Source organism: Pseudomonas atacamensis, from assembly GCF_017167965.1.
GTDB classification, from domain to species: domain Bacteria; phylum Pseudomonadota; class Gammaproteobacteria; order Pseudomonadales; family Pseudomonadaceae; genus Aquipseudomonas; species Aquipseudomonas atacamensis.
In genome coordinates this window covers 3,412,076-3,438,171 of the sequence record NZ_CP070503.1, presented here as the reverse complement: position 1 = coordinate 3,438,171, position 26,096 = coordinate 3,412,076, and the positions used below count along the sequence as shown (strand labels likewise).

The window sequence follows — 26,096 nt, the reverse complement described above, 5'->3', positions numbered from 1 at the left end:
TCAATCCGCCTTACGCGTGACGGCAATGTCCCAGGTTTGCATGACCTGAGTGATAGCAGCATCAATGTTATCCAGCGCGGTGTTGTCTCTGGCAAGGATGGATATGCCCTGCAGGAAACTGTCGAATACCGTCGCCATCGCCGCCGCACTTGTGCCGCTGGCCAGCTCGTCGGCATTCACAGCGCGTTCGACGCAGGCTTGAATGCCGGCACGGGTGCGCTGCCTTGAGTGGGTCAGGGCTTGCGCCACATGGGCGGTTTCCGGGCTCGGTGCGCTCATGACGCCGAGGGTAACCATGCAGCCCTTGGGGTGTGTGTCGTCGCACTGCATGCGTGCCGACTGGCGCAAAGCGGTCTCGATCGCCTGGCGTGGTGGCAGGCTGTCGTCCCACAGGCACTCGGTGACTTGCGCATAGGTGGTTAAATAACGCTGCACGCATTCATCGAACAACGCTTCCTTGGAACCGAACGCGGCGTAGAAGCTAGGTGCAGAGATACCGCCACCCAGGCCTGCCTTCAATTGGGCCAGCGATGTCGCGTCGTAGCCGTGTTGCCAGAACAGTTGCAAAGCCTGATCGACGGCGTCGTCGCGATCAAACTGACGGGGGCGACCGGTTCTCGCCATGAGCTGACTCCTCAATGATTTAATATAAAGACTAGTCGATACAGAAATTGTTGACAACGCTGCGCATGCACCCTCAGGATCTAGATCGATCGGTATTTAAATCTGAGTCGGTTTTTCGAGGAGCTTCCAGTGACACCTTCAATCACGTTAACGGCTACGCCAAAAGGTCTGCCCATCGGCGCTTTGCTGGCGCTGGCCATGACTGGCTTCATCTGCATCGTCACCGAAACCCTGCCGGCGGGCCTGTTGCCGTTGATCAGTGAAGGCCTGGCGATTTCGCCGTCCATGGCCGGGCAAATGGTTACCGCGTACGCATTGGGTTCCGTACTGGCGGTGATCCCGATGACCATCGCCACCCGGGGCTGGCGGCGCCGCAACGTGCTGCTGCTGACGATTGTCGGTTTCCTGCTGTTCAATTCGATTACCGCGCTGTCGTCGCACTACGGCGTTACGCTGGTCGCGCGGTTCTTCGCCGGGGTTGCAGCGGGTTTGGCATGGAGTCTGTTGGCCGGCTATGCGCGACGCATGGTTGAGCCCGAACAGCAGGGCAAGGCGTTGGCACTGGCGATGGTCGGCACACCGATTGCGCTGTCGCTGGGCGTGCCTCTGGGTACGTGGCTCGGTGGGCTGGTCGGTTGGCGCACTACATTCGGCCTGATGTCGGCGCTGACCTTGGTACTGATCGTCTGGGTGCTGGTGAAAGTGCCCGACTACCCGCCGCAGCCGGCCCATCAACGCCTATCGCTGAGCAAAGTCTTGACTACCCCGGGCGTGCGTCCTGTGCTTGCAGTGGTGATCAGCTGGATGCTGGCGCACAACATTCTCTACACCTATATCGCTCCGTTCGTGGCGCCGGCGGGCATGGCCGAGCGGGTGGATGTGGTGTTGTTGATCTTCGGCATCGCCGCGCTGGTCGGGATATGGCTGACGGCGAAGCTGGTCGAGCCGCTGCTGCGCTCGACTGTTCTGCTGAGTTTGGCGACCTTTGCCGCGGTCTGCGTGGCGCTGGGTTTTGGCGGACGCAACCCAGAGGTGATTTATCTCGGCGTGGCGGTATGGGGTTTGACGTTCGGCGGCGCGGCGACGCTGTTGCAAACGGCGCTGGCTGACGCGGCGGGCAACGGAGCGGATGTCGCCTTGTCGTTGAATGTAGTGGCGTGGAACAGCGCGATCGCTGGCAGCGGTGTCGTCGGCGGCGTGCTGCTCGATCAGTGGGGCGTTGCCTCATTTCCGTGGGCCATGCTGGCACTGGTCGCTATCGCCTTCGCCATTGCCTGGGGTGCCCGGGCCCACGGTTTCAAGTCGGGCCCGCGCTCTGTAGAAGCTTCGGTGGTGGCGGGGCATTGAACCCCGCCAGCAGTTTCTTCAACCGCGCTTCGGCAGTTTCCAGTCAGGCCGGATGAAATGGCAAGTGTAGCCATTCGGAATCCGCTCCAGGTAATCCTGATGCTCGGGTTCCGCTTCCCAGAACGGCCCGGCCGGTTCGATTTCGGTTACCACACGGCCCGGCCACAGCTTCGAGGCGTCGACATCGGCAGCGGTGTCTTCGGCGACGGCACGCTGCTCGTCGTTGAGGTAGTAGATCGCCGACCGGTAGCTCGGGCCAAGATCGTTGCCTTGACGGTTGGGCGTGCTCGGGTCGTGGATCTGGAAGAAGAACTCGAGGATCTGCCGGTAGCTGATTACCGCCGGATCGAATTCAATCTCGATGGCTTCGGCGTGGTTGCCGTGGTTGCGATAGGTCGCATTCGGCACATCGCCGCCGGTATAGCCGACGCGGGTTTTCAGCACACCCGGATAGCGGCGCAACAGATCCTGCATGCCCCAGAAGCAGCCGCCGGCGAGAATGGCAGTTTCGGTTTGAGTGGTCATGGTGTGTGCTTCCTCTCGAGACGATGTGGGGATACCCACTGTTATGAGGGCGGGTTGAGAGAATCCAAGGTTACGCTCATCAGAATCGACCACTGGCCTGCTGATCAAGCGGCATGCAGGCGTGTCAACCAAAGCCAAATAACGAACGCAGCCTGCTCGGTGACTTGCGTTCGTAGAACGGTTTGGTCTCCCTGAGGAAGTAATCACTCAGCCCGGCTTGTCCCGTCAGCACGCGGCAAAAATCAACTGGTCCGCCATCGGGGGCTGTGTCCGCAGCGACATTGCCGGCTTCGCGCATGACCTGTTCGATATCGCCATCCGCTTCGATGCCGACGATCAAGTGCGGTTTTTCATCAATCGAGGGGTCGTGCATCAGCGCCAGGAATGCGCGTTTCACATTGGCGTGTTTGGCCAGCAATTGCGAGAGCGAATGGACCATCGTCGATGGGTAGTCCGAAGGCTGTCCAAGCAAGACGTTGGTTTCTTTTTCCACGGTACGCTGCGTGGCGGGCCGGCCGATTTCGCCTGAGAGCAGGCGTTGCACTTCCGCCGGAAGAAATTCCTTGCCGTACGGCGACTTCGGATTCAGAAAAAGCAGCGCGCCCAGCGTGATTTCGAACAATGATCGGGCGGGTATCTCCACATAGCTCTGCTCGCTGTCGATGGATTGTTGCAGCGTTGGCAGCGAGGAGAAGAACGGAATGACCGGCGTGCTATCGGGCTTCTGCCAATGGGCGATGCTGATGTTACTGCCGGCTTCAAGATTGACATGGCCTTGCGCCGCACCGGCGGTGCCGAGGATGTAGACGGTCGAGTCCAGCAGGGTGCGATAGAACTCAGGGCGATGCGCGGGTTCGTCCGCGGCGAGTCGGAGCGATGTTTCCAATGGGTTATCTTGGGACGTGTCCATGAGATTAATCCGTTATTTTCGATGGAGAGTGATGGTTGTCTGATTAGTCGAGGAGACCTGCTGTCACGATGATTCTCGTCCAGAGATTTGAATCCTGCGCCCTTCTAACCAGCACCCCAAAGCCAACTGTGGGAGCGAGCCAGCTCGCGAAGGCGTCGTGTCAGTCGAAACAATTCACGACTGGTACACCGTTTTCGCGAGCAGGCTCGCTCCCACATTTGAATCTCGCGTTGGGTCTTATAGCAAACTCCACGAAACCCCAACATAAACCCCCATCCCTTCACCCGGAGTCGACCGCGCAGCATCCAGACCTTTGTCGTCATACCCCGGGGTGACCGTTGCCGCGTAGCGTTTGCCGGTCAGGTTGCGCATGTCGACCCAGCCTTGCCAGTCGCCCTTCGGCGCGTTGTAGCCCAGGGTGGCGCCGAACAGGGCGTAAGGGTCGGCGTAGTAGCTGTTGGCGTAGTCAACGGTAACTTTGGACACCAGGTGTGTGTTCACGGCGGCGAAGAAGCCCTGCGGCCAGTCGTAACGCAGTTCGCCCTGGTAATAATGCATCGGCAGGCCCGGCAGGCGGTTGTCGCCGAAGCGTTCGTCGTCGCGGTAGTGGAAGTCGCTGAAGGTGTAGGCTTGGCGCAAGCTCAGCTGGCGGCCGTCGGCGGCGGTCCAGAGTTTGCTGTTGAGGCTGGCTTCGATGCCCTGGTGCACGGTCGGGCTGGCGTTGAGTTCGTACGGCGTGACGGCGTTGGCGTCCGGCAGCACCGAAAGCAGCTCGTGACGAACTTGCGCGTAGTACCAGGCCAGGCTCCATTCGCCCAAATGGCTGTCGCCCCGGCCACCGAGTTCCAGAGTGGTTGCGGTCTGGTTTTGCAGTTCGACCGGGTCGCGCTGGGTGCCGGTGGCGGCGCCGTTGCCGGCAGGGAAGCGCACGTTGGAGCTGTAGATCAGCGACCACGGGTGCGGTGCTTCGACGGAGCGGCTGAGGTTGCCGAACACTTGCACGTCCGGGGTGATCTGGTAGCGCAGGCCGATGCGCGGAGCATAGTCCCAATCATTGAGGCTGGTCTTGCCGCCACCCTGCGGATAGGTCACGGCGCTTTCGCGGCGGGTGTAGATGGCGGCAAGGCCGGTGGTCAGCCACAGGTCGTCGGCAATTTCCAGGTCATTGCCGAAATGCAGCACGGTGTCCGAACCCTGATAAGTGAAATTGCGCATCCGCGTGCCCGGGGCATAGCTGTTGCCACTCGGGATGCGCACGAACTCGCTGGCGCCGTCGTTGGGCAGGTGCTTGGTCACGCGCAGGCCGACATTGCTGCGGCTTTCCATGCCGAACAGGGTGTCGCGGCGCTTGTAGTCGAAGGTGCCGCTGACGTCGGTGTATGCCACCTTCAGCCGGTTCGGGCCTTCGCGCAAATCCATCGGGTAGTCGTGGTAGGCGAGGCCGGTCTGGATGCTCGAATCGTCATCGAGATAGAACGTGGTCTTGTTGCCGATGAAGGTACTGCCGGGCTGCTTGCGGCTGTCATCGCGAGCCACATACGCCGGGTTGGCTGCCCGTGGGCTGTGTTCGATGGAATGCTTGGTCACGCGACCGGCGAGGTCGTTGTCGGTCTCGCGATAGCGGAAGTAGAAGCGGGTTTCCAGATTCGGGTTGAAGCGATAGCCGAAGTTGGCGATCAGGCCTTTGCTCTCGCTGGCGGTGTGGTCCTGATAGCCGTCGGCGTTGGCATCGGTCAGCGACACGTAGTAATCGAAATCTCCCAGGACTTGCCCGGAGCTGACCTGGCGCTGCTGATAGCCATGGCTGCCGGTGGCGTAACGCACTTGCAGTTTCGGCGCGGTGTAACCGGTGTGGCTGACGTAATCGATAGCGCCGCCCAGCGCCAGCGCACCGCGATCGAATCCATTGGCGCCGCGCAGAACTTCGACATGCTCGACCCACAGTGGCTCGAGCAATTCATACGGTGTGCCGCCGGGGCCGGTGAGGGGCAAGCCATCCAGCATCGTGTACAGCCCCGAGGCGTGGGCGCCGGGCGCGCGGTTGATGCCTGAACCACGGATGGAAATTTTCACGCCTTCGTTGCCCGCCGACTGCGCATACACCCCCGGCTGATAGGCGAGCACATCCTGATTGCTGGCAACGCGGCCCTGCAACGGCTGGCGCATGTCGACCACGTTGGTGCCGCCGGGAACCTGCTCAAGGCGTTGCCGCGCTTCTTCGACCGCTGCATCGCTGCTACTGCGCTGATCCGCCGAAATCAGCACTTGCCCCAGCTCCAGACCTTGGGTCTCGGCCATCACCGGGCAGGCCAGGGCCAGGCCGAGCAGGGCAGTGGGCAATGATTTGGACGACGGCATCGAAAAAACTCCAGCAAACAGGGGATCGGGCAATGAACAGTGCGACGTCGGAACAATCTCAGGAAACACATGGCGACAAGGCTTTTTTGCCCGGCAATGGCAAACAACCGGGCGTGAACTAACCTCACGGATCAGGCCCTTCGGGTCAATAAACAAATTCAGCGGGCTGTTGAAGCGCGAGGACAGGTTCATGGCGAAAGACAAGAAGAAACCTGCAAAGGCAATCGAACGTCCACGCTTGAAAAACAAGGACTATCTGGAACAGCTGCGCAAGCTGCACATTGAACTGGTCAAGCTGCAGGAGTGGGTCATCGCCAAAGGTGTCAAGGTGTGTATTGTTTTCGAAGGGCGCGACGGTGCAGGCAAGGGCGGGGTGATCAAGGCGATCACGGAACGCGTCAGCCCACGGGTGTTCCGGGTGATGGCACTGCCGGCGCCAACCGATCGCGAAAAGAGCCAGATGCATGTGCAGCGCTACCTGCCGCATCTGCCGGCGGGCGGTGAGGTGGTGATTTTCGACCGCAGTTGGTACAACCGCGCCGGTGTCGAACGGGTCATGGGCTTTTGCACGGAAGAACAGGCTGACAAGTTTCTCAAGTCGATCCCTTGGGTGGAGAACGCCATCGTCGATTCGGGGGTGATCCTGCTCAAGTACTGGCTTGAGGTCAGTCCGGAGGAACAGACCCGCCGGCTCGAAGCGCGAATCAATGACGGGCGCAAGACCTGGAAATTGACACCAATGGATCTGAAATCCTACAGTCGCTGGTATGACTACTCACGGGCGCGGGACGAGATGTTCAAGCATACCGACACCGATTGGGCGCCGTGGAGGGTTGCCGACTCCAATGACAAACGTCGTGCGCGGCTGAACATCATCACTGATCTGCTCAGTCGCATCCCCTATGAGGAGGTTGAGCGCGACAAGGTCGAGTTGCCGAAACGGCAGAAGCCGGGCAAGTATCGGGAGCCGGATTATCCGTACAAGCGGGTGGCGGAGCGGTTTTGACATTTGCGGGTTTTGGTGGGGCTTGGCGGCCTTTGGGCCGACCAGGCTTTGGTTGGTTTGGGTGAATATCCGTTTTTTGCGGTGTGGCGGTTGGCGGTTTCGCCCTTACGGCGAGTCACCTTTTTCAGACGCCAAAAAGGTAACCGAAAAGGCTTGCTCCTACGTTCGGCCCTCGCAGGCTCGGGTTCCTTCGCTACGGGACTGATCCGGGCGCAGCGGCTACGGTTTGCTTCGCTGCACCTCCTTCCGCTGTGTTCGACTTCGTCGAACGGTCGCTGCGCTCCCACGCCCGGATCAATCCCTCCACTCAGCCTTCCGACGTCGCCGGTGGATCAAAAGCAAGATCAAACGCACTCGAGCTTGCGCTCATTGTTGAGTGGGGCGGCTGCGCCGCGGGCAGCTGCGCTGCTTTGCTTTTGCTTTTGCTTTTGCTTTTGTGGGAGCGAGCCTGCTCGCGATGACGGAGGCACATTCAGATGTTTTGAAAGATATACCACTATCGCGAGCAGGCTCACTCCGACAAGGTTTTGCACATCAACCGTCCATCCGTCGTCTGCCCTGAACCTCTGTCGCGCTGTTTTTTCTACCGGGTAAGTCCCTCAGGAGATACCCGTATGTTCGATCAGCAAAAGAAGGCATCACTGGCGGCATGGCGCAGGATGGCGGAGCAGGCCGAGGGCGATCTGGATCCGGAACAGCAATATGACGAGTTGCTCAAGGCTGCGGATCAGATGGAGGAGCAAGGCCTGATCACCAGTGCCGAATGGCGCCAATTGGTGCGTGACGCCGGCAACGTTTTTACCCTGAACGAGGAACAGCCACAGCGCTGACAGCTGCCATCGGAGGACATCCCATGCTCAGTTATCTGTTTATCGGCGCCAACGATGTCGAGCGTTCGGCGGCTTTTTACAAGGCGATCCTGACGCCGCTTGGCTACCGGCATGACCGTGAAGAACACTACTGTTTCTACTTGCCCGATTGCGCCGACAAGTCCAACGGCCCCGGCAGTGTGCACATCTCGAAACCGTTCAATGGTGAGCCGGCGACCCCGGGCAACGGCATGATGCCGGCATTTCGCGCCGACTCGCGGCACCAGGTCGATCAGGTGCACAAGGCCGGGCTCGACAGTGGCGGCAGCAATGAAGGACCGCCGGGCACGCGCGAAGCCTATACGCCGGACTTTTACGTGGCCTATCTGCGCGATCCCGAAGGCAACAAGCTTGCTGTGTTCTACAGCGGCTGATGGATGGAGCCTGTTGATTCGGCCCTGATGGCCGCCCGCGCCCAGTTCGCGATCACGATCAGCTTTCACATCGTGCTGGCGGCGTTCAGCATCGGTCTGGCGAATTTCCTCATGGTGCTGGAAGCGTTGTGGTTGAAAACCGGGCGCCAGGTTTATCTGGATGTTTATCGTTACTGGCTCAAGGTATTCGCGCTCAACGTTGCGGTGGGCACGGCGTCGGGATTGATTCTGGAGTATCAGTTCGGTCTCAACTGGTCGCGGCTGTCGGTGCAGGCCGGTGATGTCCTCGGTCCGCTGATGTTCTATGAAGTGATGGCGGCGTTTTTCATCGAAGCGGGATTTCTCGGCATCATGCTGTTCGGCCTGAAGAAGGTTGGCCCGCGTCTGCACTTTTTTGCCACGTGTGCGGTGGCGGTGGGCTCGCTGATCAGCGCGTTCTGGATTCTTTCCGCCAACTCATGGATGCAAACCCCCGCCGGCTATTCGATTGGCGCGGACGGGCGTTTCCTCGCCGAGGACTGGTGGGCAATCATCTTCAATCCTTCGTTTCCCTATCGCTTGGCGCACATGCTGCTCGCCGTGTTCATCGGCAGCGCGACGCTGATTGCCGGGATCAGCGCCTGGCAATTGCGCAAGGCCCGGGAAAACCCGCGTGCTCGCCTGCAATTCTCCATGGCGCTGTGGGTGATTGCGCTGCTGATGCCGGTGCAGATCGTTGTCGGGGACCTGCATGGCCGGCACAGTTTGCACGCCCAGCCGCAGAAAGTGGCGGCCATCGAAGGTTCATGGACGCGCCCGGCTCAAGGGGCAGGGGAGCCACTGCGCCTGTTCGCATGGCCGGATATGGACGAGCGGCGCAACCACTGGGAAGTCGCCATTCCTCGCATCGGCTCACTCTACCTGCAGCATGACCTGACCAGCACCATCGCCGCGCTTGATGAATTCCCGCCTGAGGACATCCCGCCCGTGGCGCCGGTGTTTTTCGCGTTCCGGCTGATGGTCGGACTGGGACTGTTGATGCTTGGGCAGGGCGTGGTCAGCCTGATCCTGCGCCGGCGTAATCGCCTGTACACGGCGCGGCGCTGGCTGGGCGCGTGCGTGCTGCTGGCGCCGGCCGGGTTTCTGGCGATGCTCAGCGGCTGGGTCGTCACCGAAGTGGGACGACAGCCGTTTACCGTTTACGGATTAATGCGCACGGCGGACAGTCTGTCGTCGGTGTCGAGGGCTCAAGTCGTCGGGTCGACGTGGTTGATTCTGCTGTTTTATCTGCTGATCTTCGGCATCGGTCTGTGGGTGTTGCTGCGCCTGTTGCGCGAGCCGCCGCAGGAAGATCAACCCGGGCCGCAGCCCACGCTTGCCGACGAAACCGGGCACTGAGGAGTCGCAGACATGGACACCGACTGGCTGACGCTGTTGTGCGCTGCCGCATTGGCGTTCTCGGTGATGAACTACGTGCTGCTCGACGGCACCGATCTGGGCGTCGGCATGCTCATGGGCCTAACAGGTTGCAGTCATCAGCGGCGAGCCATGGCGGTGTCGATTCTGCCGGTATGGGACGCCAACGAAACCTGGCTAGTGCTCGGCGGCGGCGGGCTGCTGGCGTTGTTTCCGCTGGCGTACGCGATCTTGCTTCCGGCCTTGTACGTGCCTTTTATCGTGATGTTTCTCGCCTTGATCGCGCGGGCCATGGCGCTGGAGTTTCGCGATTACGCACCGAACGAGCGACGCAAGCGCATCGTCGACGGCGTATTGGCCCTGGCTTCGCTGCTGACCGGGTTGGTCCAGGGCATGGTGCTCGGCACCCTCGTGCAAGGCGTTGCCCATCAGGGCGGTCAGTACCACGGCGATGGCCGCGACTGGCTGAATCCATTCCCGGTGTTTTGCGGTTTGGTGCTGGTGCTCGGTTACGTCTGGCTGGGGACGTGCTGGCTGTACTGGCGCACCATGGATGAATTGCAGCAGCGCTCGGCCCGCCAGGCCCGCGTGCTGTCGCTGGTCGTCGTGGCGTTATTGCTGGTGCTGATTGCATGGACTGCGACGTTGCAGCCGCAATATGCCCGGAGGCTCGCCGATATTCGCCTGTGGTTGCCGGCAGGACTGATCGTCAGCGCTCTAGGATGGGTGTTCAGCAAAGGCTTTCACTGCCGCTTCGATTTCATCCCACTGTTCGCCGCACTGGGCGTTTGTGTGCTGGCTTTCGCGGCGATGCTGGTCGCGCTATTTCCCTTCATCATTCCGCCGGACCTGACCTTGAGCGAAGCAGCCTCAAGCCCCACCAGCCAGATCTTCATGCTGGTCGGATTCGCCGTGCTGATCCCCATCACGCTGGCCTACAACACTTTCGGTTTCCGCGTGTTCAGCGGCAAGGTCCGCGTTGCCAACGATGGTTGAGATTCACGTCACCCGACCTTTTTTGCTCACCAGCGACAGTCGCGAAGCCCGTAGCAGATCAGCAAAAGCCGCCTTGTCGATCGGCCGACTCATGAAATAACCCTGCACCTCGTTGCATTGATCCTTGCCGAGAATCGCCAGTTGCTCCTCGGTCTCGACGCCTTCGGCCGTCACCGTCAGCCCCATGGCCTTGCCCAAGCCAATGATCGCCTGCACCACGGCACGGTCGTTGGTGCCGCTGCTGATTGAGGCGATGAAGCGTTTGTCGATCTTGATTCCGTCGAACGGATAGGCGCGCAGATAACCGAGCGACGAATAGCCGGTGCCGAAGTCGTCCATGTTCAGGCGTACGCCGAGCTCCTTGAGCTGATTCATGGTGGTCAGCGCGCCGTCGGTGTCGTTGAGCATCACGTTTTCGGTGATCTCCAGCTCCAGACGGCTGGCCGGGAAACGCGTATCCACCAGCACTTCACGAACATCCTCGACGACATCGCTGAGGGCGAACTGCGCAGGCGAGAGGTTGACCGACAGCAGAATGTCATGGGGCCATTCCAGCGCGGTTTCGCAGGCTTCGCGCAGCACCCAGCGGCCCAGCGGGACGATCAGGTCGGTCTGCTCGGCCAGCGGAATGAACACGTCCGGTCCGAGCAACCCTTGGGTCGGATGCTGCCAGCGCACCAGCGCTTCGACTGAAACGATGTGTTTGCCGTCGACCTTGTAGCGCGGCTGATAGTGCAGGACAAATTCGTTGTGCTTGAGCGCATGGCGCAAGTCATCTTCCATTTGCCGGCGCGTCTGGATCTGGTCGCTCATGTGCGCTTCGAAATAGCACCAGGTGTTCGTACCATCGGACTTGGCCTGATACAGCGCGATGTCGGCGTAGCGGATCAGATCGCTGGCGACGAAACCGTGCCGACGACTCAGGGCGATGCCGACACTGGCACCGATATGCAGTGGATGCTGTTCGTAGAGGATCGGCTGATGCAGGCTGCCGATCAGCCGTGTGCAGAATTTGTCGATCTCGTTATGGCTGTCCATGCCATTGAGCACCACGACGAATTCATCACCACCGAGGCGGGCGACGAGGTCGTGCTCGCGGGTGCATTCGCGCAGACGCGTGGCGACTTCCTGGAGAACCGCGTCACCGGCAGGATGGCCGAGGGAATCGTTGATCGGTTTGAAGTTATCCAGATCGATCATCAGCAGCGACAGCGGTGGCGAGTGTTCTTTCAATATCAGCACTTCATCCAGATAGCGCGCCAGTTTGTTGCGGTTGGGCAGACCGGTCAGGGCGTCGTGCATCGACAGGTGCTGGATCTGCGCATGGGCGGCGACTTCGTCGGTGATATCGCTGGCAGTACCGCGATAGCCGACGACGCTGTCCTTGTCGAAAATCGGCCGCGCCGAGAGCCGGCAGTGACGTGGCTGCCCGGAGTGATCGCGATAAGTGCAGCGCAAATCGCCGGCGCTGTTTTCTTCGCTGAGTTTGCGCAGCCATAGCTCCAGTGGCGTGGTGTCGCAAGTCAGTAATTCGCCGATGTCCTGGCCCAGCCACAGGGCTTGCGGGTAGCCGGTGACTTCGCTGAAGCGCGCCGACAGATAGGTCAGCGCCAACTGATCATCAACTTCCCAGATCCAGTCCGACGCCGCTTCGGCCACGGCGCGAAAGCGTTCTTCACTGGCTTCGAGGGCATGATTGGCTTTCTCGAGTGCCTGATTCGAGGCCTGCATGGCATGAATGCTGTTGTCGACGTATTGCGATGAGCGCAATGCATGGCGGAAAAAATAGGCGGTGAGCAGCATCAGCACCAGAAACGTCGCGCCGAGCGGCGGCACCAGCGTCCACAACAATTGCTGACCGGGCCGTTGCAGGTCGGCTACCAGGCTGTAGCCGGTGCTGTCGAGCGGCACGCTTGGATGGCCTTTTTCAATGGTGTCGTCCGGGACCAGGGTCAGGTTCGTCAGGCCATAACCGCTGCCGATCTTGCGCAGTTTGGTCGGGGTCAGCTTGTCGACGAACACCAGCACCGAGGTGTTTCTCAGTTCATCCAGCGGGCGCTCGTCGTTGGGAATGATCGCGGCAGCGGTGATCAACGCCGGCCAGCCTTCGAACAATGAATAGCGGCTGATCGGCTTGGTCAGATCAGGCTGACTCAGCACCTGCTCGACCAACGCCGAGGCGGGCGCTTGCAGTACGCTGGATACGTCGGTTTCAACCATCTGCCCGCGAATCACCGCGTACTTGGTGCGATTGCGATCGAGGACGAACACGCCGTCGTAGCCGTCGCTGGTGAACAGGGTCTTGCCCATGTTCTGTTCGGTGTAGGCCCAGTTGACGTCGATCGGCCCGCTCAAGGCCTCATAGGCGCGGGTCCAGTAGGCATAACTGGTGATGTAGTTTTTCGACGCGGTGATGCGGTTTTCCACGGCGCGCACGGAATAGAACTGGTTCTGTTCCAGATCTTTCGCGTCAAGGGTATTGGCAATGCCAAGCAAGGTGCTGATCGCGGCGATGACACCCGCAATGAACAGTGCGCCAATGGCGATGGCCAGGCGCCGGGTCACGGCGCGTTGCGGGGTGGGGATTGGCTGCGCAGGGAGAGTAACGGCCATGTGCTCGTCCTTGATCCGGTGTCTTCTGAATCTAGAACAATGGCGAGCGCACAATGTTCAGATTGTTGTTATTGGTATCGCCTGGATTTTTTCAAAGTGTAGCGAATCCGTTGGAATTTCCAGCAGCGCCGGCCAGCGGCGAATCCCGAAAGGGCGAGACTTCCCGCACAAAAACCGGATAATGGCCGCCATTCGTTTAGCCGTATTCTGGTAATCCCGCATGGAAATCAAGGTCAACTTTCTCGACAACCTTCGACTTGAAGCCAAGTTCGACGACTTCACGGTGATCGCCGATCAGCCCATTCGCTACAAGGGCGATGGCTCGGCACCGGGGCCGTTCGACTACTTCCTGGCGTCGTCGGCCTTGTGCGCGGCTTACTTCGTCAAGCTGTACTGCGACACGCGCAACATCCCGACAGAGAACATTCGCCTGTCGCAGAACAACATCGTCGACCCGGAAAACCGCTACAACCAGATCTTCAAGATCCAGGTCGAATTGCCCGCCGATATTTCGGACAAGGATCGCCAGGGCATCCTGCGTTCCATCGACCGTTGCACCGTGAAGAAGGTGGTGCAGACCGGCCCCGAGTTCATCATCGAAGAAGTCGACAACCTCGACGCCGATGCCCAGGCCTTGTTGATGCCGCAGTCCGATTCCCAGGCAGGCACCTACATCGCCGGCAAGGACCTGCCGCTGGAACAGACCATCGCCAACATGTCGAAGATCCTTGCCGACCTCGGCATGAAGATCGAAATCGCCTCGTGGCGCAACATCGTGCCCAACGTCTGGTCGCTGCACATTCGCGATGCGCATTCGCCGATGTGCTTCACCAACGGCAAGGGCGCGACCAAGGAAGGCGCACTGGCGTCGGCGCTGGGCGAGTTCATCGAGCGCCTCAATTGCAACTTCTTCTATAACGACCAGTTCTGGGGCGAAGACATCGCCAACGCCGAATTCGTCCATTATCCGGACGAGAAATGGTTCAAGCCGGGTCCGAAAGACGAATTGCCTAGCGAAATTCTCGACGACTACACCCTCGGCATTTACAACCGCGACGGCGAACTGCGTGGCTCGCACCTGTACGACACCAACTCCGGCAACACCCAGCGCGGCATCTGCTCGCTGCCGTTCGTGCGCCAGTCGGACGGTGAAGTGGTGTACTTCCCGTCCAACCTGATCGAAAACCTCTACCTGAGCAACGGCATGAGCGCCGGCAACACCCTGGCCGAAGCGCAGGTGCAGTGCCTGTCGGAAATTTTCGAGCGCGCAGTCAAACGCGAAATCCTCGAAGGCGAAATGGCCCTGCCGGACGTACCGCAAGAGGTACTGGAGAAATACCCGAGCATCCTCGCCGGCATCAAAGGCCTTGAAGAGCAGGGCTTCCCGGTATTGGTCAAGGACGCCTCGCTGGGCGGTGAATTCCCGGTGATGTGCGTGACCCTGATGAACCCGCGCACTGGCGGCGTCTTCGCCTCGTTCGGCGCGCACCCGAGCCTGGAAGTCGCGCTGGAACGCAGCCTGACTGAACTGCTTCAGGGCCGCAGCTTTGAAGGCCTCAACGACTTGCCGCAGCCGACGTTCTCGGGGCAGGCAGTCACCGAACCGAACAACTTCGTCGAGCACTTCATCGATTCCAGCGGTGTGGTGTCGTGGCGCTTCTTCAGTGCCAAGCCAGACTTCGAATTCGTCGAGTGGGACTTCTCAGGCCAAGGCGAAAACTCCAATGCCGAAGAAGCCGCGACCCTGTTCGGCATCCTCGAAGACATGGGCAAGGAAGTCTACATGGCGGTCTACGAGCACATCGGCGCCAAGGCCTGCCGCATCCTCGTGCCGGATTACTCGGAAATCTACCCGATCGAAGACCTGATCTGGGACAACACCAACAAAGCCCTGCAATTCCGCGCCGACATCCTCAATCTGCACAACCTCAGTAAGGTTGGCCTGCGCAATCTGGTCCAAGGCCTGGAACGCAGCGAGCAGGACGACTACACCGATATCACCACGCTGATCGGCATCGAGTTCGATGACAACACACCATGGGGCAAGCTGACGATTCTGGAACTGCGCCTGCTGATCTACCTCGCGCTGCAGAAGTTTGACGAGGCCAAGGATCTGGTTGAGGCGTTCCTGCAATACAACGACAACACCGTTGAGCGCGGCTTGTTCTATCAGGCTGTGAATGTGGTGCTGGAGATGGAGCTGGACGAGGATCTCGAGCTGGAAGACTACGAGGCCAACTTCCGTCGGATGTTTGGTGACGAGCGTATGGATGCGGCGATTGGGTCGGTCAATGGCAGCGTGCGGTTCTATGGCCTGACACCGACGAGCATGAAGCTGGAAGGGCTGGATCGGCATTTGCGCTTGATCGAGAGCTATAAAAAACTGCATGCGGCGCGCGCTTGTGTGGCGGCGTTGTCGCGCTGAAGAGCTGGCTACGAACGTTTCGCTTTCGGCTTGAGTGTGGCTGCGTGGCTTGAACCGCAGCCCCTCACCCCAGCCCTCTCCCGAGGGAGAGGGAGCCGATTTTCAAGCTTTTCAGAATTTGTGTTCGACTCGGTTTCCCAGGTCGGCCTATTTCCACCAGACACTGCGGTCAGTTCCCTCTCCCTTTGGGAGAGGGCTAGGGTGAGGGGCTTTGGCTTTCGCGGCCATGCGCTGCATCCGCCAACTGCCCCGTATCCACCCGCACAAACACCGAATCACCCACTGCCGTGAGCACTTCCCCCGCATACACCTCGCAAATCACCCGGGTCTTGCGTCCGACTTCACCTTCGACCCGTGCACGCAAGAGCAGAGGTACGCCCATCGGCGTTGGCTTGATGAACTTGATCCCAAGGTTACCGGTGACGCAGTCGATGCGCGGCAGGCTGCCGGCTTCGCGGTTTTCTGCGCGGTAGTGCCAGGCCATGGCGGTCCAGTTGGAGTGACAGTCGACGAGCATGGCGATCAGCCCGCCGTAAACCAGATCCGGCCAGCCGCAGTATTGGGCGTCGGGCAGATGCTCGGCGATGACGTGGCTGCCGTCCTCATCCCAACGACTTTTCACGTGCAGGCCTTGCGGATTGCGGCCGCCGCAGCCGTAACAAACGCCTTCGGGGGCGGCGAGGTCTTGCAGCGGGGTGTCGTGGCTGGACATGGCGGGTTTCATCCTGGAGTGGCGAGGCCGGACAGGCGCAAGCGGTTGCGGCCGCCGCGTTTGGACTCATAGAGCGCGGCGTCGCCAAGTTCGATCAGCGCCGCCAGACTGGCCGGCGGTTTGTCGAACAGGGTGGCGCCGATGCTTAAAGTCACCGCAGCGGACGTGGGATAGGTGTGCGACGCGAGGGCCAGAAACTGTTCGCGCAAGGCATTGCCCAGTTCAAGGATAGCTTCGGCTGAGGCGTTGTTGAGCAGCATCAGAAACTCGTCGCCACCCAGCCGCGCCGTCAACGCATGGGGCGGCAGCTGGGCGCGGATCATCTCGCTCAAGGCGATCAGCAAACGATCACCGGCAATATGCCCGTACTGGTCGTTGACCAGTTTGAAGTTGTCGATATCGATCAACAGCAACGCACCCGGTCTTTGCGCGGAAACGCCGGCCAGCAGGCGAGGCGTGCGTTTTTCCAGGGCGCGGCGGTTGTAGAGGGCCGTGAGCGGATCGCGCTCGGCGAGGCGGGCGATCTGCTTTTCCCGGCGATAACGCTCGGTGCCGGTCATCGACAGGGCGATCAACATGATCGCCATCGCGCCTTCGACCAGCGAGATCTGAATGATCTCGCCACGAAACGCCGCCAGATCGATCAGCGTGCCGGGGATCACCACGGTCAGGGCCTTGGCCACATAAAAGATGCCGTGGCCGAGCAGCACATAGCGCAGTTGCACCGCGCCAACGCTCAACGACTTGCCGTGTGGACGCAGCAGCGAACTGGCCTTGAGTGTCGGGATCGCCACCAGCAGCGAGTTGGCCACCAGCATGGCCTTGGACCACAGCGGGCCGTCCGGCAACATCAACATGATCAGCCACGTCGCGAAAATCAGGTACCACGCCGGCGACAGTCGGGTCTGGGTGAAGCGCGCCACACCGAGCAGGAAGAAGAAGTGCGCGGTCACCAGCAGGCCGTTGGCGAACCAGATGCCCAGCAGCAGAAAACCGCTGCTGCGCAGCAGAGCGAGGGTGGAACCGATGGTGATGGTGGCGAAACCGGCGCTCCAGAACAGTAGCGAAGGCTCACGGATGCTGCGCCACTCGACCGCCAGGTACAGCGCGGCAGCGGCTGCGAGGGCGATCGTGATGGTCAGCATCGTTGGCGGGTCGAGCGGCATTTCCGGGCAGGCCTGTCTGTATGGCAATAGGCCTGCGATTGTAAGCGTTTGGTCAGGTTTTTCGCAGGGGGCGCGTTGCCGGGCAGACCACTGGCGCTCCAGCGGTCACTCTTGCGGGCTTAGCCAGGTGTCTACCACGCGGCGATCGAGCTCTTCCCAATAGGCCATGCCCAGCACCCGCGTGGTGTTGAGCCCGCGCAGATAACCGCGCAGTTGCTGGGCAGTGTCGCGGATCAATTGTGCATCGCGGGCGTTTTTGTCCAGCAGGACGCTTTCGTACTGCATCAGGTATTCGGCTACGCGATCGCGATATTCGGGCAGCACGGCGTCACGGATCAGATCAAACGTTCTCAAGGCGAGACCCTCATCATTTTTCTTGAATGTGCTCAGTGTGCATCAGTCTGCGCGACGCGCAACTATTGCTGGAAGTAATAGTGACCATCAAGAAACGCAAGTTCTGCTTTGCCGGCGATCGGCGGAAAATCGCCTCCATCGAAGACGCAGCTCAAGGAAATTGCGCGATGAACATTCTGACTCGACTGGCAATGATCGCCCTGCTGATGGGCGGGGTGGTTACTGCACCGGCTTACGCAGACGACGCCCGGTCGTGTCACCTGCAACCCATCGCCGCCAGCGCCTCGGCGTTGCAGCACACGCAGACCGTGGGTGTATTGTTGAGCGAAAACACGTTGCAGAACCTGCAATACCTGGAGCGCTACCACGACATGGCGCTGAACGGTGCGAAAGACGCACTGGACTCGCGAATCCGCGACGCCTTTGTCGGCAGCTCCGACCCGGAACTGGCCCTCGACTGGCTGGTGAGTTCGCTGCAACAGCAGTTCGTCTCGGTGACCGTCTATGACAACCTCGATGCGCTGGTTCAGGCCCATCCGGACGTGGTGGTCAAGCTCGACACGTTCAACCGCTTGCTGACTCAGCGCAACAGTTTGGTCGAGGCGCGTTTTTCCGCACGGTTCTACGACGCCGATCTGCAGTACATCGGCAAGGCCGAGGGAGCGATCGAGCAAGAGTTGCCTTCGGTCTGGGTGCACAACCAGGCGGCGCCGCAGATCGCCGCGCAGATCAATCAGCAGCGTGACCTGCAACTCAATGCGCTGAAGCAATTCGATGTGTCGCTCAAGGCCCTGGTGGCGTCGAGCTGATTCTTAAAACGTAAATGGCAACGGCGGCGCCGTGAAGTCGAACCGTTGCCGGTTGAACCGAACCTTTATTTTCAGGATTTACTCCATGCGTCCTTTATTCGTGCCAGCCATGGCTTTTGTTTCCCTGTTGCTCGCCGGTTGCGCTTCGGCGCCGAACGATCCGACCCTGACCTTGCAGACCAGCAAGACGCCGGCGCAGTACGCCGATTGCGTGGTGCCGAAATTGCAGGGCAGTGCCTTGAATCCGACGGTTTCGCAGAGTCAGCGCAGTTATCGGATTGTGGTGCCGAGCAAGGTGTCGGCGGATAACGTGCTGGAGGCGTACAAGGCGGGGAAGGGCGGCAAGGTGTTCATTTATGAGCGGCATTTGCTGGCGTCGAATTTGTTGCCTTCGAGTTTTGAGCGGGCGGCTCAGGAGTGTATTTGATCTGAGCGCTTGAATGGTTTTGACAGAGCTCCTTTGGTTGGCCGCAACCAACCAATTTTTTCGCCCCACACTGGTTTTCGGTTGTGGGGCTTTTTTTGTGTTCTTGGCGGCCTTTGGGCCGACCATGCTCTTCGGGTTTTGGGTGTATATCCGTTTCTGCGGGGGTGGCTGATTACGGTTCCGCTCTTACAGCGGGTCTCTTGAGCGGAACGCGATCCAACTGTAGGAGCTGCCTAAGGCTGCGATCTTTTGATCTGGCCTTCGCTTTTGCTTTTCTGTTGAGAGCAAGCCTGCATTGGACGTTGGGTGTTGACCAATTCCTGTTCACGCCACAAAAACCTGTGGGAGCTGGCTTGCCAGCGAAGGCGGCCTGACAGACGCCCCATTTCTCACTGAATGTACGCAATCAAACCTGTGGGAGCGAGCCTGCTCGCGAAGGCGGTGGGTGCCGCGATCACGAACAGCGCTCCGGAACCCGTTCACCCCGTCACACACCCAACCGGCACTTTCCCCGCAAACGTATCAACCAGACTCGCCACCACCATTTCCCCCATCCGCGTGCGAGTCTGCAATGTTGCGCTGGCCCGATGCGGTTGCAGAACCACTTGTTCATTAGCAAACAACGCTTCGGGCACATTCGGTTCATCGACAAACACATCCAGCCCCGCCCCGGCGATTTCCCCAGCCGAAAGCGCGGCAACCAGATCCGTCTCATTCACCAGTTTGCCCCGGGCGACGTTGATCAGATAACCGTCCTTGCCCAGCGCTTGCAGCACTGGGGCGTCGATGATCGCTTCGCCCTTGTCCGCTGCGGCGGCGAGGATCAGGGCGTCGCTGTCGCCGGCCAGTTGTTTGAGGTCGGCGACGAAGGTGTGGGGGACGTCGCTCATCGGTTGCAGGTCGGTGTAGCTGATCGGGCAGCCGAAGGCGGCGGCGCGGGTGGCGATGGCGCGGCCGACGCGGCCCATGCCGACGATGCCGATGCGCATGCCGGAGACTTGTCGGGCCAAGGGCAGCGGGGCGAGTGGGGTCGGGCTTTGCGGCCATTGGCCGGAGCGCACGTAGCGGTCGCTGGTGCACAGGCCGCGACAGACCGAGATGAGCAGGCCGATGGCGAGGTCGGCGACGTCTTCGGTGAGGGCGCCGATGGTGGCGGTGACGCGGATGCCGCGGTCGCGGGCGTAGGCCAGATCGACGGCGTCGGTGCCGACGCCGTTGACCGCGACGACTTCCAGGTTCGGCAGTTGCGCCATCAGCGCCTGGCTGATGCCGGTGTGGCCGCCGGTGATCACGCCACGGATGTTGGCGCCGTGTTGGTTTATGTAGGCGGGTTTGTCCGCTTGCTGGTAGTAGCGGCGTACGGTGAACAGTTGGTCCAGACGCGCGTTGATTTCCGGGATCAGGATCGGGCTCAGTTGCAGGATTTCTGGCTTCATGGCTACCTCGTTACGCAATAAAAAGGCCGGCTCAACCGCGGCCGGCAAACGGCATGGCGCTGGCCATGACGGTCATGTTCAGGACATTGGCCGACAGCGGCAGGCCGGCGATGTAGCGCACTGCATCGGCGACGTGTTTGACGTCGACCATCGGCTCGACGGCGATGCTGCCGTTGGCCTGGCGTACGCCTTTGGTCATGCGCACCGACATTTCCGTCAGGGCATTGCCGATGTCGATCTGGCTGCAGGCGATGTTGAATTCGCGGCCGTCCAGCGCCAGCGATTTGGTCAGGCCGAGCACGGCGTGTTTGCTCGCGGTGTAGGCGCTGCTGAACGGGCGCGGGGTGTGTGCGGAAATCGAACCGTTGTTGATGATTCGTCCGCCCTGCGGCTGTTGTTTGCGCATCAGCCCGAAGGCGCCGCGAGCGCAGAGAAAGACACCGTTGAGGTTGGTGTCGATCACGTTGCGCCACTGCTCGAAGGTCAGCTCGTCCAGCGGCACGGCGGGGGCGTTGACGCCGGCGTTGTTGAAGACCACATCGAGGCGGCCGTAGACCTCGGCAATGGTCGCGAACAGCACGTCGACACTGGCCGGATCGCGCACGTCGGTGGGCACCGCCAAGGCTTGATAACCCTGGCTCTGCGCCAGTTCGGCCAACGCTTGCAAGGGCTCGGGCCGGCGTCCGGCGAGCACGAGGGTGAAACCGTCAGCCATCAGGCCCAGCGCCACGGCGCGGCCGATGCCGCTGCCGGCGCCGGTCACCAGCGCAACTTTCAAAGAGGTCGTCATATTGTTGTTCTCCTTTTTCTCAATCCGCTGGAATCAGGGCCGTGGGCCGACGCGCATTTCCAGGTGGCCGATGCCTTCGATGCCGGCGCTGATCACGTCGCCCGGTTGCAGGCTGTCAACGCCGGCGGGGCTGCCGGTCATGATCAGGTCGCCGGCGCGCAGGGCCACGGATTGCGAGATGCGCGCGATTACTTCACTGACCGACCAGATCTGGCTGTCGAGATTGTCGCGCTGGCGTTCTTCGCCGTTGACGTTCAGCCACAACTCGCCCTCGGGATGGCCGCTGCGGCTCACCGGGACGACGGCAGTCATCGGCGCGGCGCCGTCGAACACCTTGGCGCCTTCCCACGGCAAGCCGTTGCTCTTGGCTGCGCGTTGCACATCGCGGCGGGTCAGGTCGAGGCCGGCGGCGTAGCCCCAGACGTAGGCGAGCGCTTGATCCTCGGGGATATTGGCGCCGCCTTCACCGATGGCGACGACCAGTTCGATTTCGTGAACGAAGTCCTCGCACACTGAGGGGAAGGCGACGTCGCCGACGGCATCGACCACGCAACTTGCCGGTTTCATGAAAAACACTGGCGGCTGGCGCGACTGGCCTTGAGTGTCCGGCCATGGGTAGTTGCGGCCGACACAGAACACCCGGCCAACGGGGAAGCGCTGCTCGGTGCCGAGTACCGGCAAGGTCACCGGCAGATCCGGGGTAAAGACGTATTCAGTCATGTTCATCCTGCGGGTCATCCTGTTTGAAAAGGCAGCGTACGGCGGCTGGCGTCGGCGAAGTTGGACGAAAGCCGCCTGCGTTTGGACAAATCCGGGTTCTTGCCTCAGCGCACCTTCAGCTCGATGCGATACAGGCGTCCGAGCAGTAACGAATAGGAGAGGGTGCCGATCAGCGCGACGCCGCCAATGAACCAGAAGGCATAGGCGAAGGTGCCGGTGGCGTGGACGATGGCGCCGATCACGATCGGCGTGACGATGCCGCCGATGTTCGCCGCCAGGCTGGTAATGCCGCCGGTGAGGCCGATCAGCTCTTTCGGCGCCACTTCCGATACCGCCGCCCACGACGAGGACGCGATGCCTTGGGCGAAGAAGGCGATGGTCAGCACGGCAATACAGATCAGGTTTGAGTCAGTGAAATTCACCAGCACGATCGACATGCCCAGCATCGAACCGACCACCAGCGGCAACTTGCGCGCAAACGACATCGAGTAGCCGCGACGGATCAGCAAGTCGGAAACGATGCCGGCCAGCAGAATCCCCACCGTGGCACCGACGAAGGGCAGCACGGCGAAGATCCCCGCCTTGATCATGGTCAGTTTGCGTTCTTCGATCAGGTAGGTCGGGAACCAGGTGAGGAAGAAGTACAGCGCCGAGGTGCTGGCGAATTTGCCGATGCAAATCGCCCAGATCTGCCGATAGCTGAACAGCTCGGCAATCTGCCGCCAGTTGAAGCGGGTGCGCTCCTGGCTGCTCTTGACCAGACCGCCGCCGGTTTCGATGTACTTCAATTCTTCCTGGCTGACTTTCTTGCAGTTCAGCGGATCGCGATACAGGTACAGCCACAGCACACCGAAGACGATGCCGAGTGCGCCGGTGCTGTAGAACACGTGGCGCCAGTCAAAAGTGGTCGCCAGCCACAGCAGCGCGCCGGTGAACAGCGCCGTGCCGAGGTACTGACCGCACACGTAAATGCTGCTGGCCATCCCGCGTTCCCGCGCCGGGAACCACACCGTCACCGCGCGGCTGTTGGCCGGAAAAGCCGGGGCTTCCATGGCGCCGACCGCCAGGCGCAGGCCGAACAGCGAGGCAAACCCCGTGGCGAAACCCTGGCAAACGGTGACGGTCGACCAACTGATCAGCGAAACGCCGTAGGTGACGCGCGAGCCAAACCGGTCGGCGATGAACCCGGCCGGCACCAGCGCCAAGGCATAGGTCCAGGCGAACGCGGAAAAAATCAGGCCCATCTCGATCTTGTCCAGGCCCAGGTCCTTGGCCATGAACGGCGCGGCGATCGAGATGTTCACCCGGTCGATGTAATTGATGATCGTCGCGATCAGCAGCAGCGACAGCATGAACCAGCGCCGCCGGGTAGGCAGACGCTGCGCCTTAACGGCATCGCGTGCACCGGCAATCACCGGCGGCACCGTGGCACTGGAAGAATGGGAGTTGGACATGCGGAGACCTCGTTATTGTTAGAAGAGTCGAGATTTTTCGAGCAGCCGATGCCGTTGCCCGCAACGTGTGGGGCAAGGCAATCGGACGGGTTGCAGCGCGGGTTTCAGACGTTCAGGAACGTCTTTGTGCGATTGATTTGACGGGGAGGTCGGGCGGGGCGGCGAGGGGAAATAGCAGGATCATGACGTGCGCACCTTTGATTGTTTTTGAAAGAGGTTGGGCTGCGTTGGTCATTACAGTGGTCGTACAACGGTTCTAAATCAACCGATGGGTTAGAACGTTTTTTCTTGAAAAAAGTGGGTTTGGCGAACGTGTCCAAAAAGATAAATACGATTCGTCTTGAGAATAAAGATCAGAGTTAAATCGTAAATAACTGAAAAATAACGACTATCAGTATTTTTAAGCTAATGCGGTTTTTGGACAGGCTCATCGCGAGGTTTCTTTCAAAAAAGCCAACGTCATCGTATGACTCATTGCCGCCTCCCGCCCAACCCTGCAAGATGACAGGCGTCACCTCACTGCCCGGAGGACCTTCTGCCCATGTCTTCACCCAGCCGTATCCCGACCTACGTCATGCAGCAACGCAGCGAATTGACCGATTTCTACATTCGCGACAAAAAGGGTCGTCGCGCCGAAACCGCGCCTCACCGGCACGAGTACTTCCAGATCCAGATCAACCTCGGTGGCGACACCGTGCAGCACATCGGCAGCGTCCAGCGGCCATTTCCCCGCAACACTCTGGCGTTCATCCTGCCGCACCGCGTGCACGTGATTCCGCATCCCGCAGACAGTAATTTCATCGTCATCAATTTTTCCCAGACGTTTCTCTTGCCGCATCTGCAATGCGACCCGATGGATCTGGAAGAGGTGTCGATCCTGCTCGCGCCGGAGCTGTCGCCGTTCCGCTTTCAGGAACATCTGGATTTCATTTTGGGCGATGAGGATTTCGCTCAGGTCTGCGGCCTGATCGAACAGATGCGCGCACTCGATGAGAACCGTCAGTTCGGCACGCGGGAAATGCTCAAGGGCTTGTTGCTGCAGATGATCGGTAGCGTGTGTTTTCTCTACGCCGAGCCGCTCAAGCGTCTGGCGGAAGAGAATGCTGCCGAGAACAGTCGTCGCGACGCCTTGAGCCGCATGTTCGAGTATTTGCGGAAGAACATCGCCGATCCTGATCTCAACCTGATCAAAGTCGCCGCTGCGACATATCTGTCACCGACCTACCTGACGCACTGGCTGCGCAAAGAGATCGGCAAGACCTTCACCGAGCTGGTGCTGGAGCGGCGCATGCACGCGGCGCGCAACTTCCTCCTCAACAGTACGCGCTCGGTGGGCGAAGTGGCGCGGTTGTGCGGGTTCGCCGATGAGGCCTATTTCTCCCGGCGGTTTCGCCAGATTCATGGCCAGCCACCGGGGCAGTTCCGCCGCCGCCAGCTCAACCCGGACACGCCGCAGACGCCACTGAATACTTAGAGCGGCGCTCAGACCCACTTGAAGCGGGCAGGGAAGCGCGCGACAAAACAGGTGCCCGTTTCACGGTCGGACGTCACGCTCAAGGTGCCGTTGTGCGCATTGGCAATCTGCCCGGCGATGTACAAGCCCAGTCCCAACCCTTCATGACGCTGGCCTGCTTCGGAACGGGAAAACGGTTCGAACAGCAGCGGCATCAGCGCAGGCGGGATCGGCGTGCCCTGATTGGTCAACGAAATAACGATTTCGTCGCCCTCGGCAAAGGCTTTGAGCACGATCGGTTCGGCGGTGGAGCCGTGGGTCACGGCGTTGCCCAGCAGATTCGACAACAACTGGCTGATCCGCAGCGGGTCGCAATAGACCCCGGCCGGCACCTCCAGCGAATCGATAAACTTCGCCTGCGGGTAGGCCACCTGGATTTCTTCCAGGGTCTGGCGCAGCGTTTGCTGCAAGTCATCGACCAGTTTGCGCTGTACCGGGATGCCACTGCCGAGCCGACCCCGAGCGAAGTCGAGGATGTTTTCGATCAGCACGCCCATGCGCACCGAGCTGGTGCGAATCGCCGACAGCAGCGTGCGCGAGCGCTTGTCCTCGACTTTGCTGTCCAGCAGATCGGCACTCATGCGGATGGCACTGAGTGGCGTGCGCAAGTCATGGCCCAGAACGGCGATGAACTGCTCGCGCAGACGGCCCATTTCGTTGGCATCGGCCAGCGCGGTTTTGGTCGCGTGCAAATGGCCTTGGGTATCCAGGCTCATCGCAATCAGTTGGGCGAAGAGGGTGAGGGTCTTTTCGATGGCCGAGTCATCAAGATTTGCCGGCACCGAATCAATGGCGCACAGCGTGCCGAAGAACTCGCCATCGGCCTTGATGATCGGAATGGAAATGTAGCTTTCCAGACCATAGGTTTTCGGCGTGTGATGCGTGGAGAACAGCGGGTGCTGGCTGGCATGGCCGAAGATCACCGGCTGATGGTGCTGACGGATCTCATGACAAATCGTCGATTCGAGCACCAGTTCGCCGCCGGGCAACAGGCCGAAGTCAATCGAATCATCCACGGCGCAGGCGATCCACTTGCTCTCGGTGACCCGCGCTACGGCGGCGAAGCGCATACCGGTGATGTGCTTGACCATGCTCAGGATCACCGGCACAGCGTCAATGCTGCCGATGGCCTGGAGGTCGGAGGAGAAATCTGTCTGGGGCATGGCCGGTGCTTCGCGAAAGTGTCGCCAGAGACTATCGGTAATTGCCGGCCTTGCCTAATGAACCTGCAAAAAAGGGCACCGGGAAAACTCCCGGCGCCCTGTGTGGTGCT

Annotated in this window: 23 protein-coding genes; 10 read left to right on the top strand and 13 right to left on the bottom strand. The window is 60.6% G+C overall.

From position 1 onward, the window contains the following. Entirely contained in the window at window positions 1-624 is a 624-nt protein-coding gene (locus tag JWU58_RS15500) for a TetR/AcrR family transcriptional regulator (protein ID WP_016774418.1), read from the bottom strand. 129 nt (window positions 625-753) lie between these two features. On the opposite strand from JWU58_RS15500, the gene JWU58_RS15495 reads away from it, so the two are divergent. After that, the gene (locus JWU58_RS15495; RefSeq protein WP_016774419.1) at window positions 754-1,971 is read left to right on the top strand and encodes an MFS transporter; all 1,218 of its coding nucleotides are present in this window, start codon (window positions 754-756) and stop codon (window positions 1,969-1,971) included. A gap of 18 nt (window positions 1,972-1,989) precedes the next feature. On the opposite strand, the gene msrA is transcribed toward JWU58_RS15495, so the two are convergent. From msrA to JWU58_RS15480, 3 genes are all read right to left on the bottom strand, one after another. Then, on the bottom strand, window positions 1,990-2,496 hold the full coding sequence (gene msrA, locus JWU58_RS15490; protein WP_071172004.1) for a peptide-methionine (S)-S-oxide reductase MsrA: 507 nt from the start codon (window positions 2,494-2,496) through the stop codon (window positions 1,990-1,992). Window positions 2,497-2,620: 124 nt separating this feature from the next. After that, window positions 2,621-3,406, bottom strand: a complete 786-nt coding sequence (gene sseB / locus JWU58_RS15485) for an enhanced serine sensitivity protein SseB (protein ID WP_241196127.1) — start codon at window positions 3,404-3,406, stop codon at window positions 2,621-2,623. A gap of 237 nt (window positions 3,407-3,643) precedes the next feature. Then, window positions 3,644-5,764: a TonB-dependent receptor family protein gene (locus JWU58_RS15480; RefSeq protein WP_206420468.1), complete on the bottom strand. Its 2,121-nt coding sequence runs from the start codon at window positions 5,762-5,764 to the stop codon at window positions 3,644-3,646. A gap of 190 nt (window positions 5,765-5,954) precedes the next feature. Between JWU58_RS15480 and ppk2 the strand changes: the two genes are divergently transcribed. The 5 genes from ppk2 (at window position 5,955) to cydB (ending at window position 10,404) form a co-directional block, all read left to right on the top strand. Further along, window positions 5,955-6,770, top strand: a complete 816-nt coding sequence (gene ppk2 / locus JWU58_RS15475) for a polyphosphate kinase 2 (protein ID WP_130888068.1) — start codon at window positions 5,955-5,957, stop codon at window positions 6,768-6,770. A gap of 614 nt (window positions 6,771-7,384) precedes the next feature. Next, window positions 7,385-7,600: a hypothetical protein gene (locus tag JWU58_RS15470; RefSeq protein ID WP_016774424.1), complete on the top strand. Its 216-nt coding sequence runs from the start codon at window positions 7,385-7,387 to the stop codon at window positions 7,598-7,600. 23 nt (window positions 7,601-7,623) lie between these two features. Next, window positions 7,624-8,013, top strand: coding sequence for a VOC family protein (locus JWU58_RS15465; protein ID WP_123442675.1), 390 nt, complete (start codon window positions 7,624-7,626; stop codon window positions 8,011-8,013). A 3-nt stretch (window positions 8,014-8,016) separates the two neighbouring features. Continuing rightward, a complete protein-coding gene (locus JWU58_RS15460; protein WP_206420467.1) occupies window positions 8,017-9,390 on the top strand; it encodes a cytochrome ubiquinol oxidase subunit I in 1,374 nt (457 codons plus the stop codon). Between the two features lie 12 nt (window positions 9,391-9,402). Beyond that, window positions 9,403-10,404, top strand: coding sequence for a cytochrome d ubiquinol oxidase subunit II (gene cydB / locus JWU58_RS15455; RefSeq protein ID WP_206420466.1), 1,002 nt, complete (start codon window positions 9,403-9,405; stop codon window positions 10,402-10,404). Window positions 10,405-10,407: 3 nt separating this feature from the next. Here cydB and JWU58_RS15450 read toward each other — a convergent pair whose 3' ends face one another. Next, a complete protein-coding gene (locus tag JWU58_RS15450) occupies window positions 10,408-13,017 on the bottom strand; it encodes a bifunctional diguanylate cyclase/phosphodiesterase (protein ID WP_206420465.1) in 2,610 nt (869 codons plus the stop codon). 220 nt (window positions 13,018-13,237) lie between these two features. On the opposite strand from JWU58_RS15450, the gene JWU58_RS15445 reads away from it, so the two are divergent. Then, window positions 13,238-15,442, top strand: coding sequence for an OsmC domain/YcaO domain-containing protein (locus JWU58_RS15445; RefSeq protein ID WP_123442671.1), 2,205 nt, complete (start codon window positions 13,238-13,240; stop codon window positions 15,440-15,442). A gap of 196 nt (window positions 15,443-15,638) precedes the next feature. Here the strand turns inward: JWU58_RS15445 and JWU58_RS15440 are convergent, their stop codons facing one another. The 3 genes from JWU58_RS15440 to JWU58_RS15430 all read right to left on the bottom strand — a co-directional run bounded on the left by JWU58_RS15440 (window position 15,639) and on the right by JWU58_RS15430 (window position 17,674). Next, complete coding sequence (locus JWU58_RS15440; protein WP_123442670.1) at window positions 15,639-16,154, bottom strand: PaaI family thioesterase; 516 nt, start codon at window positions 16,152-16,154, stop codon at window positions 15,639-15,641. An 8-nt stretch (window positions 16,155-16,162) separates the two neighbouring features. Next, complete coding sequence (locus tag JWU58_RS15435) at window positions 16,163-17,320, bottom strand: GGDEF domain-containing protein (RefSeq protein WP_073474876.1); 1,158 nt, start codon at window positions 17,318-17,320, stop codon at window positions 16,163-16,165. A 105-nt stretch (window positions 17,321-17,425) separates the two neighbouring features. After that, window positions 17,426-17,674, bottom strand: coding sequence for a hypothetical protein (locus JWU58_RS15430; protein WP_123442669.1), 249 nt, complete (start codon window positions 17,672-17,674; stop codon window positions 17,426-17,428). 167 nt (window positions 17,675-17,841) lie between these two features. Between JWU58_RS15430 and JWU58_RS15425 the strand changes: the two genes are divergently transcribed. Both JWU58_RS15425 and JWU58_RS15420 read left to right on the top strand, forming a co-directional pair. Beyond that, window positions 17,842-18,483, top strand: a complete 642-nt coding sequence (locus JWU58_RS15425) for a class II glutamine amidotransferase (RefSeq protein ID WP_051600691.1) — start codon at window positions 17,842-17,844, stop codon at window positions 18,481-18,483. A gap of 85 nt (window positions 18,484-18,568) precedes the next feature. Further along, the gene (locus JWU58_RS15420) at window positions 18,569-18,910 is read left to right on the top strand and encodes a YajG family lipoprotein (RefSeq protein ID WP_071172017.1); all 342 of its coding nucleotides are present in this window, start codon (window positions 18,569-18,571) and stop codon (window positions 18,908-18,910) included. 479 nt (window positions 18,911-19,389) lie between these two features. Here JWU58_RS15420 and JWU58_RS15415 read toward each other — a convergent pair whose 3' ends face one another. The 4 genes from JWU58_RS15415 to JWU58_RS15400 form a co-directional block, all read right to left on the bottom strand. Further along, window positions 19,390-20,346, bottom strand: coding sequence for a 2-hydroxyacid dehydrogenase (locus JWU58_RS15415; protein WP_206420464.1), 957 nt, complete (start codon window positions 20,344-20,346; stop codon window positions 19,390-19,392). Between the two features lie 31 nt (window positions 20,347-20,377). Next, entirely contained in the window at window positions 20,378-21,136 is a 759-nt protein-coding gene (locus JWU58_RS15410) for an SDR family oxidoreductase (protein ID WP_122880747.1), read from the bottom strand. Window positions 21,137-21,169: 33 nt separating this feature from the next. Continuing rightward, complete coding sequence (locus JWU58_RS15405) at window positions 21,170-21,862, bottom strand: fumarylacetoacetate hydrolase family protein (RefSeq protein ID WP_206420463.1); 693 nt, start codon at window positions 21,860-21,862, stop codon at window positions 21,170-21,172. A gap of 98 nt (window positions 21,863-21,960) precedes the next feature. Further along, entirely contained in the window at window positions 21,961-23,310 is a 1,350-nt protein-coding gene (locus tag JWU58_RS15400; RefSeq protein ID WP_206420462.1) for an MFS transporter, read from the bottom strand. A gap of 541 nt (window positions 23,311-23,851) precedes the next feature. On the opposite strand from JWU58_RS15400, the gene JWU58_RS15395 reads away from it, so the two are divergent. Continuing rightward, the gene (locus JWU58_RS15395) at window positions 23,852-24,784 is read left to right on the top strand and encodes a helix-turn-helix transcriptional regulator (protein ID WP_024012697.1); all 933 of its coding nucleotides are present in this window, start codon (window positions 23,852-23,854) and stop codon (window positions 24,782-24,784) included. An 8-nt stretch (window positions 24,785-24,792) separates the two neighbouring features. Here JWU58_RS15395 and JWU58_RS15390 read toward each other — a convergent pair whose 3' ends face one another. Continuing rightward, window positions 24,793-25,986 carry a GAF domain-containing sensor histidine kinase gene (locus JWU58_RS15390; RefSeq protein WP_136493530.1) on the bottom strand — a complete coding sequence of 398 codons (1,194 nt, stop codon included), beginning with the start codon at window positions 25,984-25,986 and terminating at the stop codon, window positions 24,793-24,795. Window positions 25,987-26,096 lie beyond the last annotated feature (110 nt).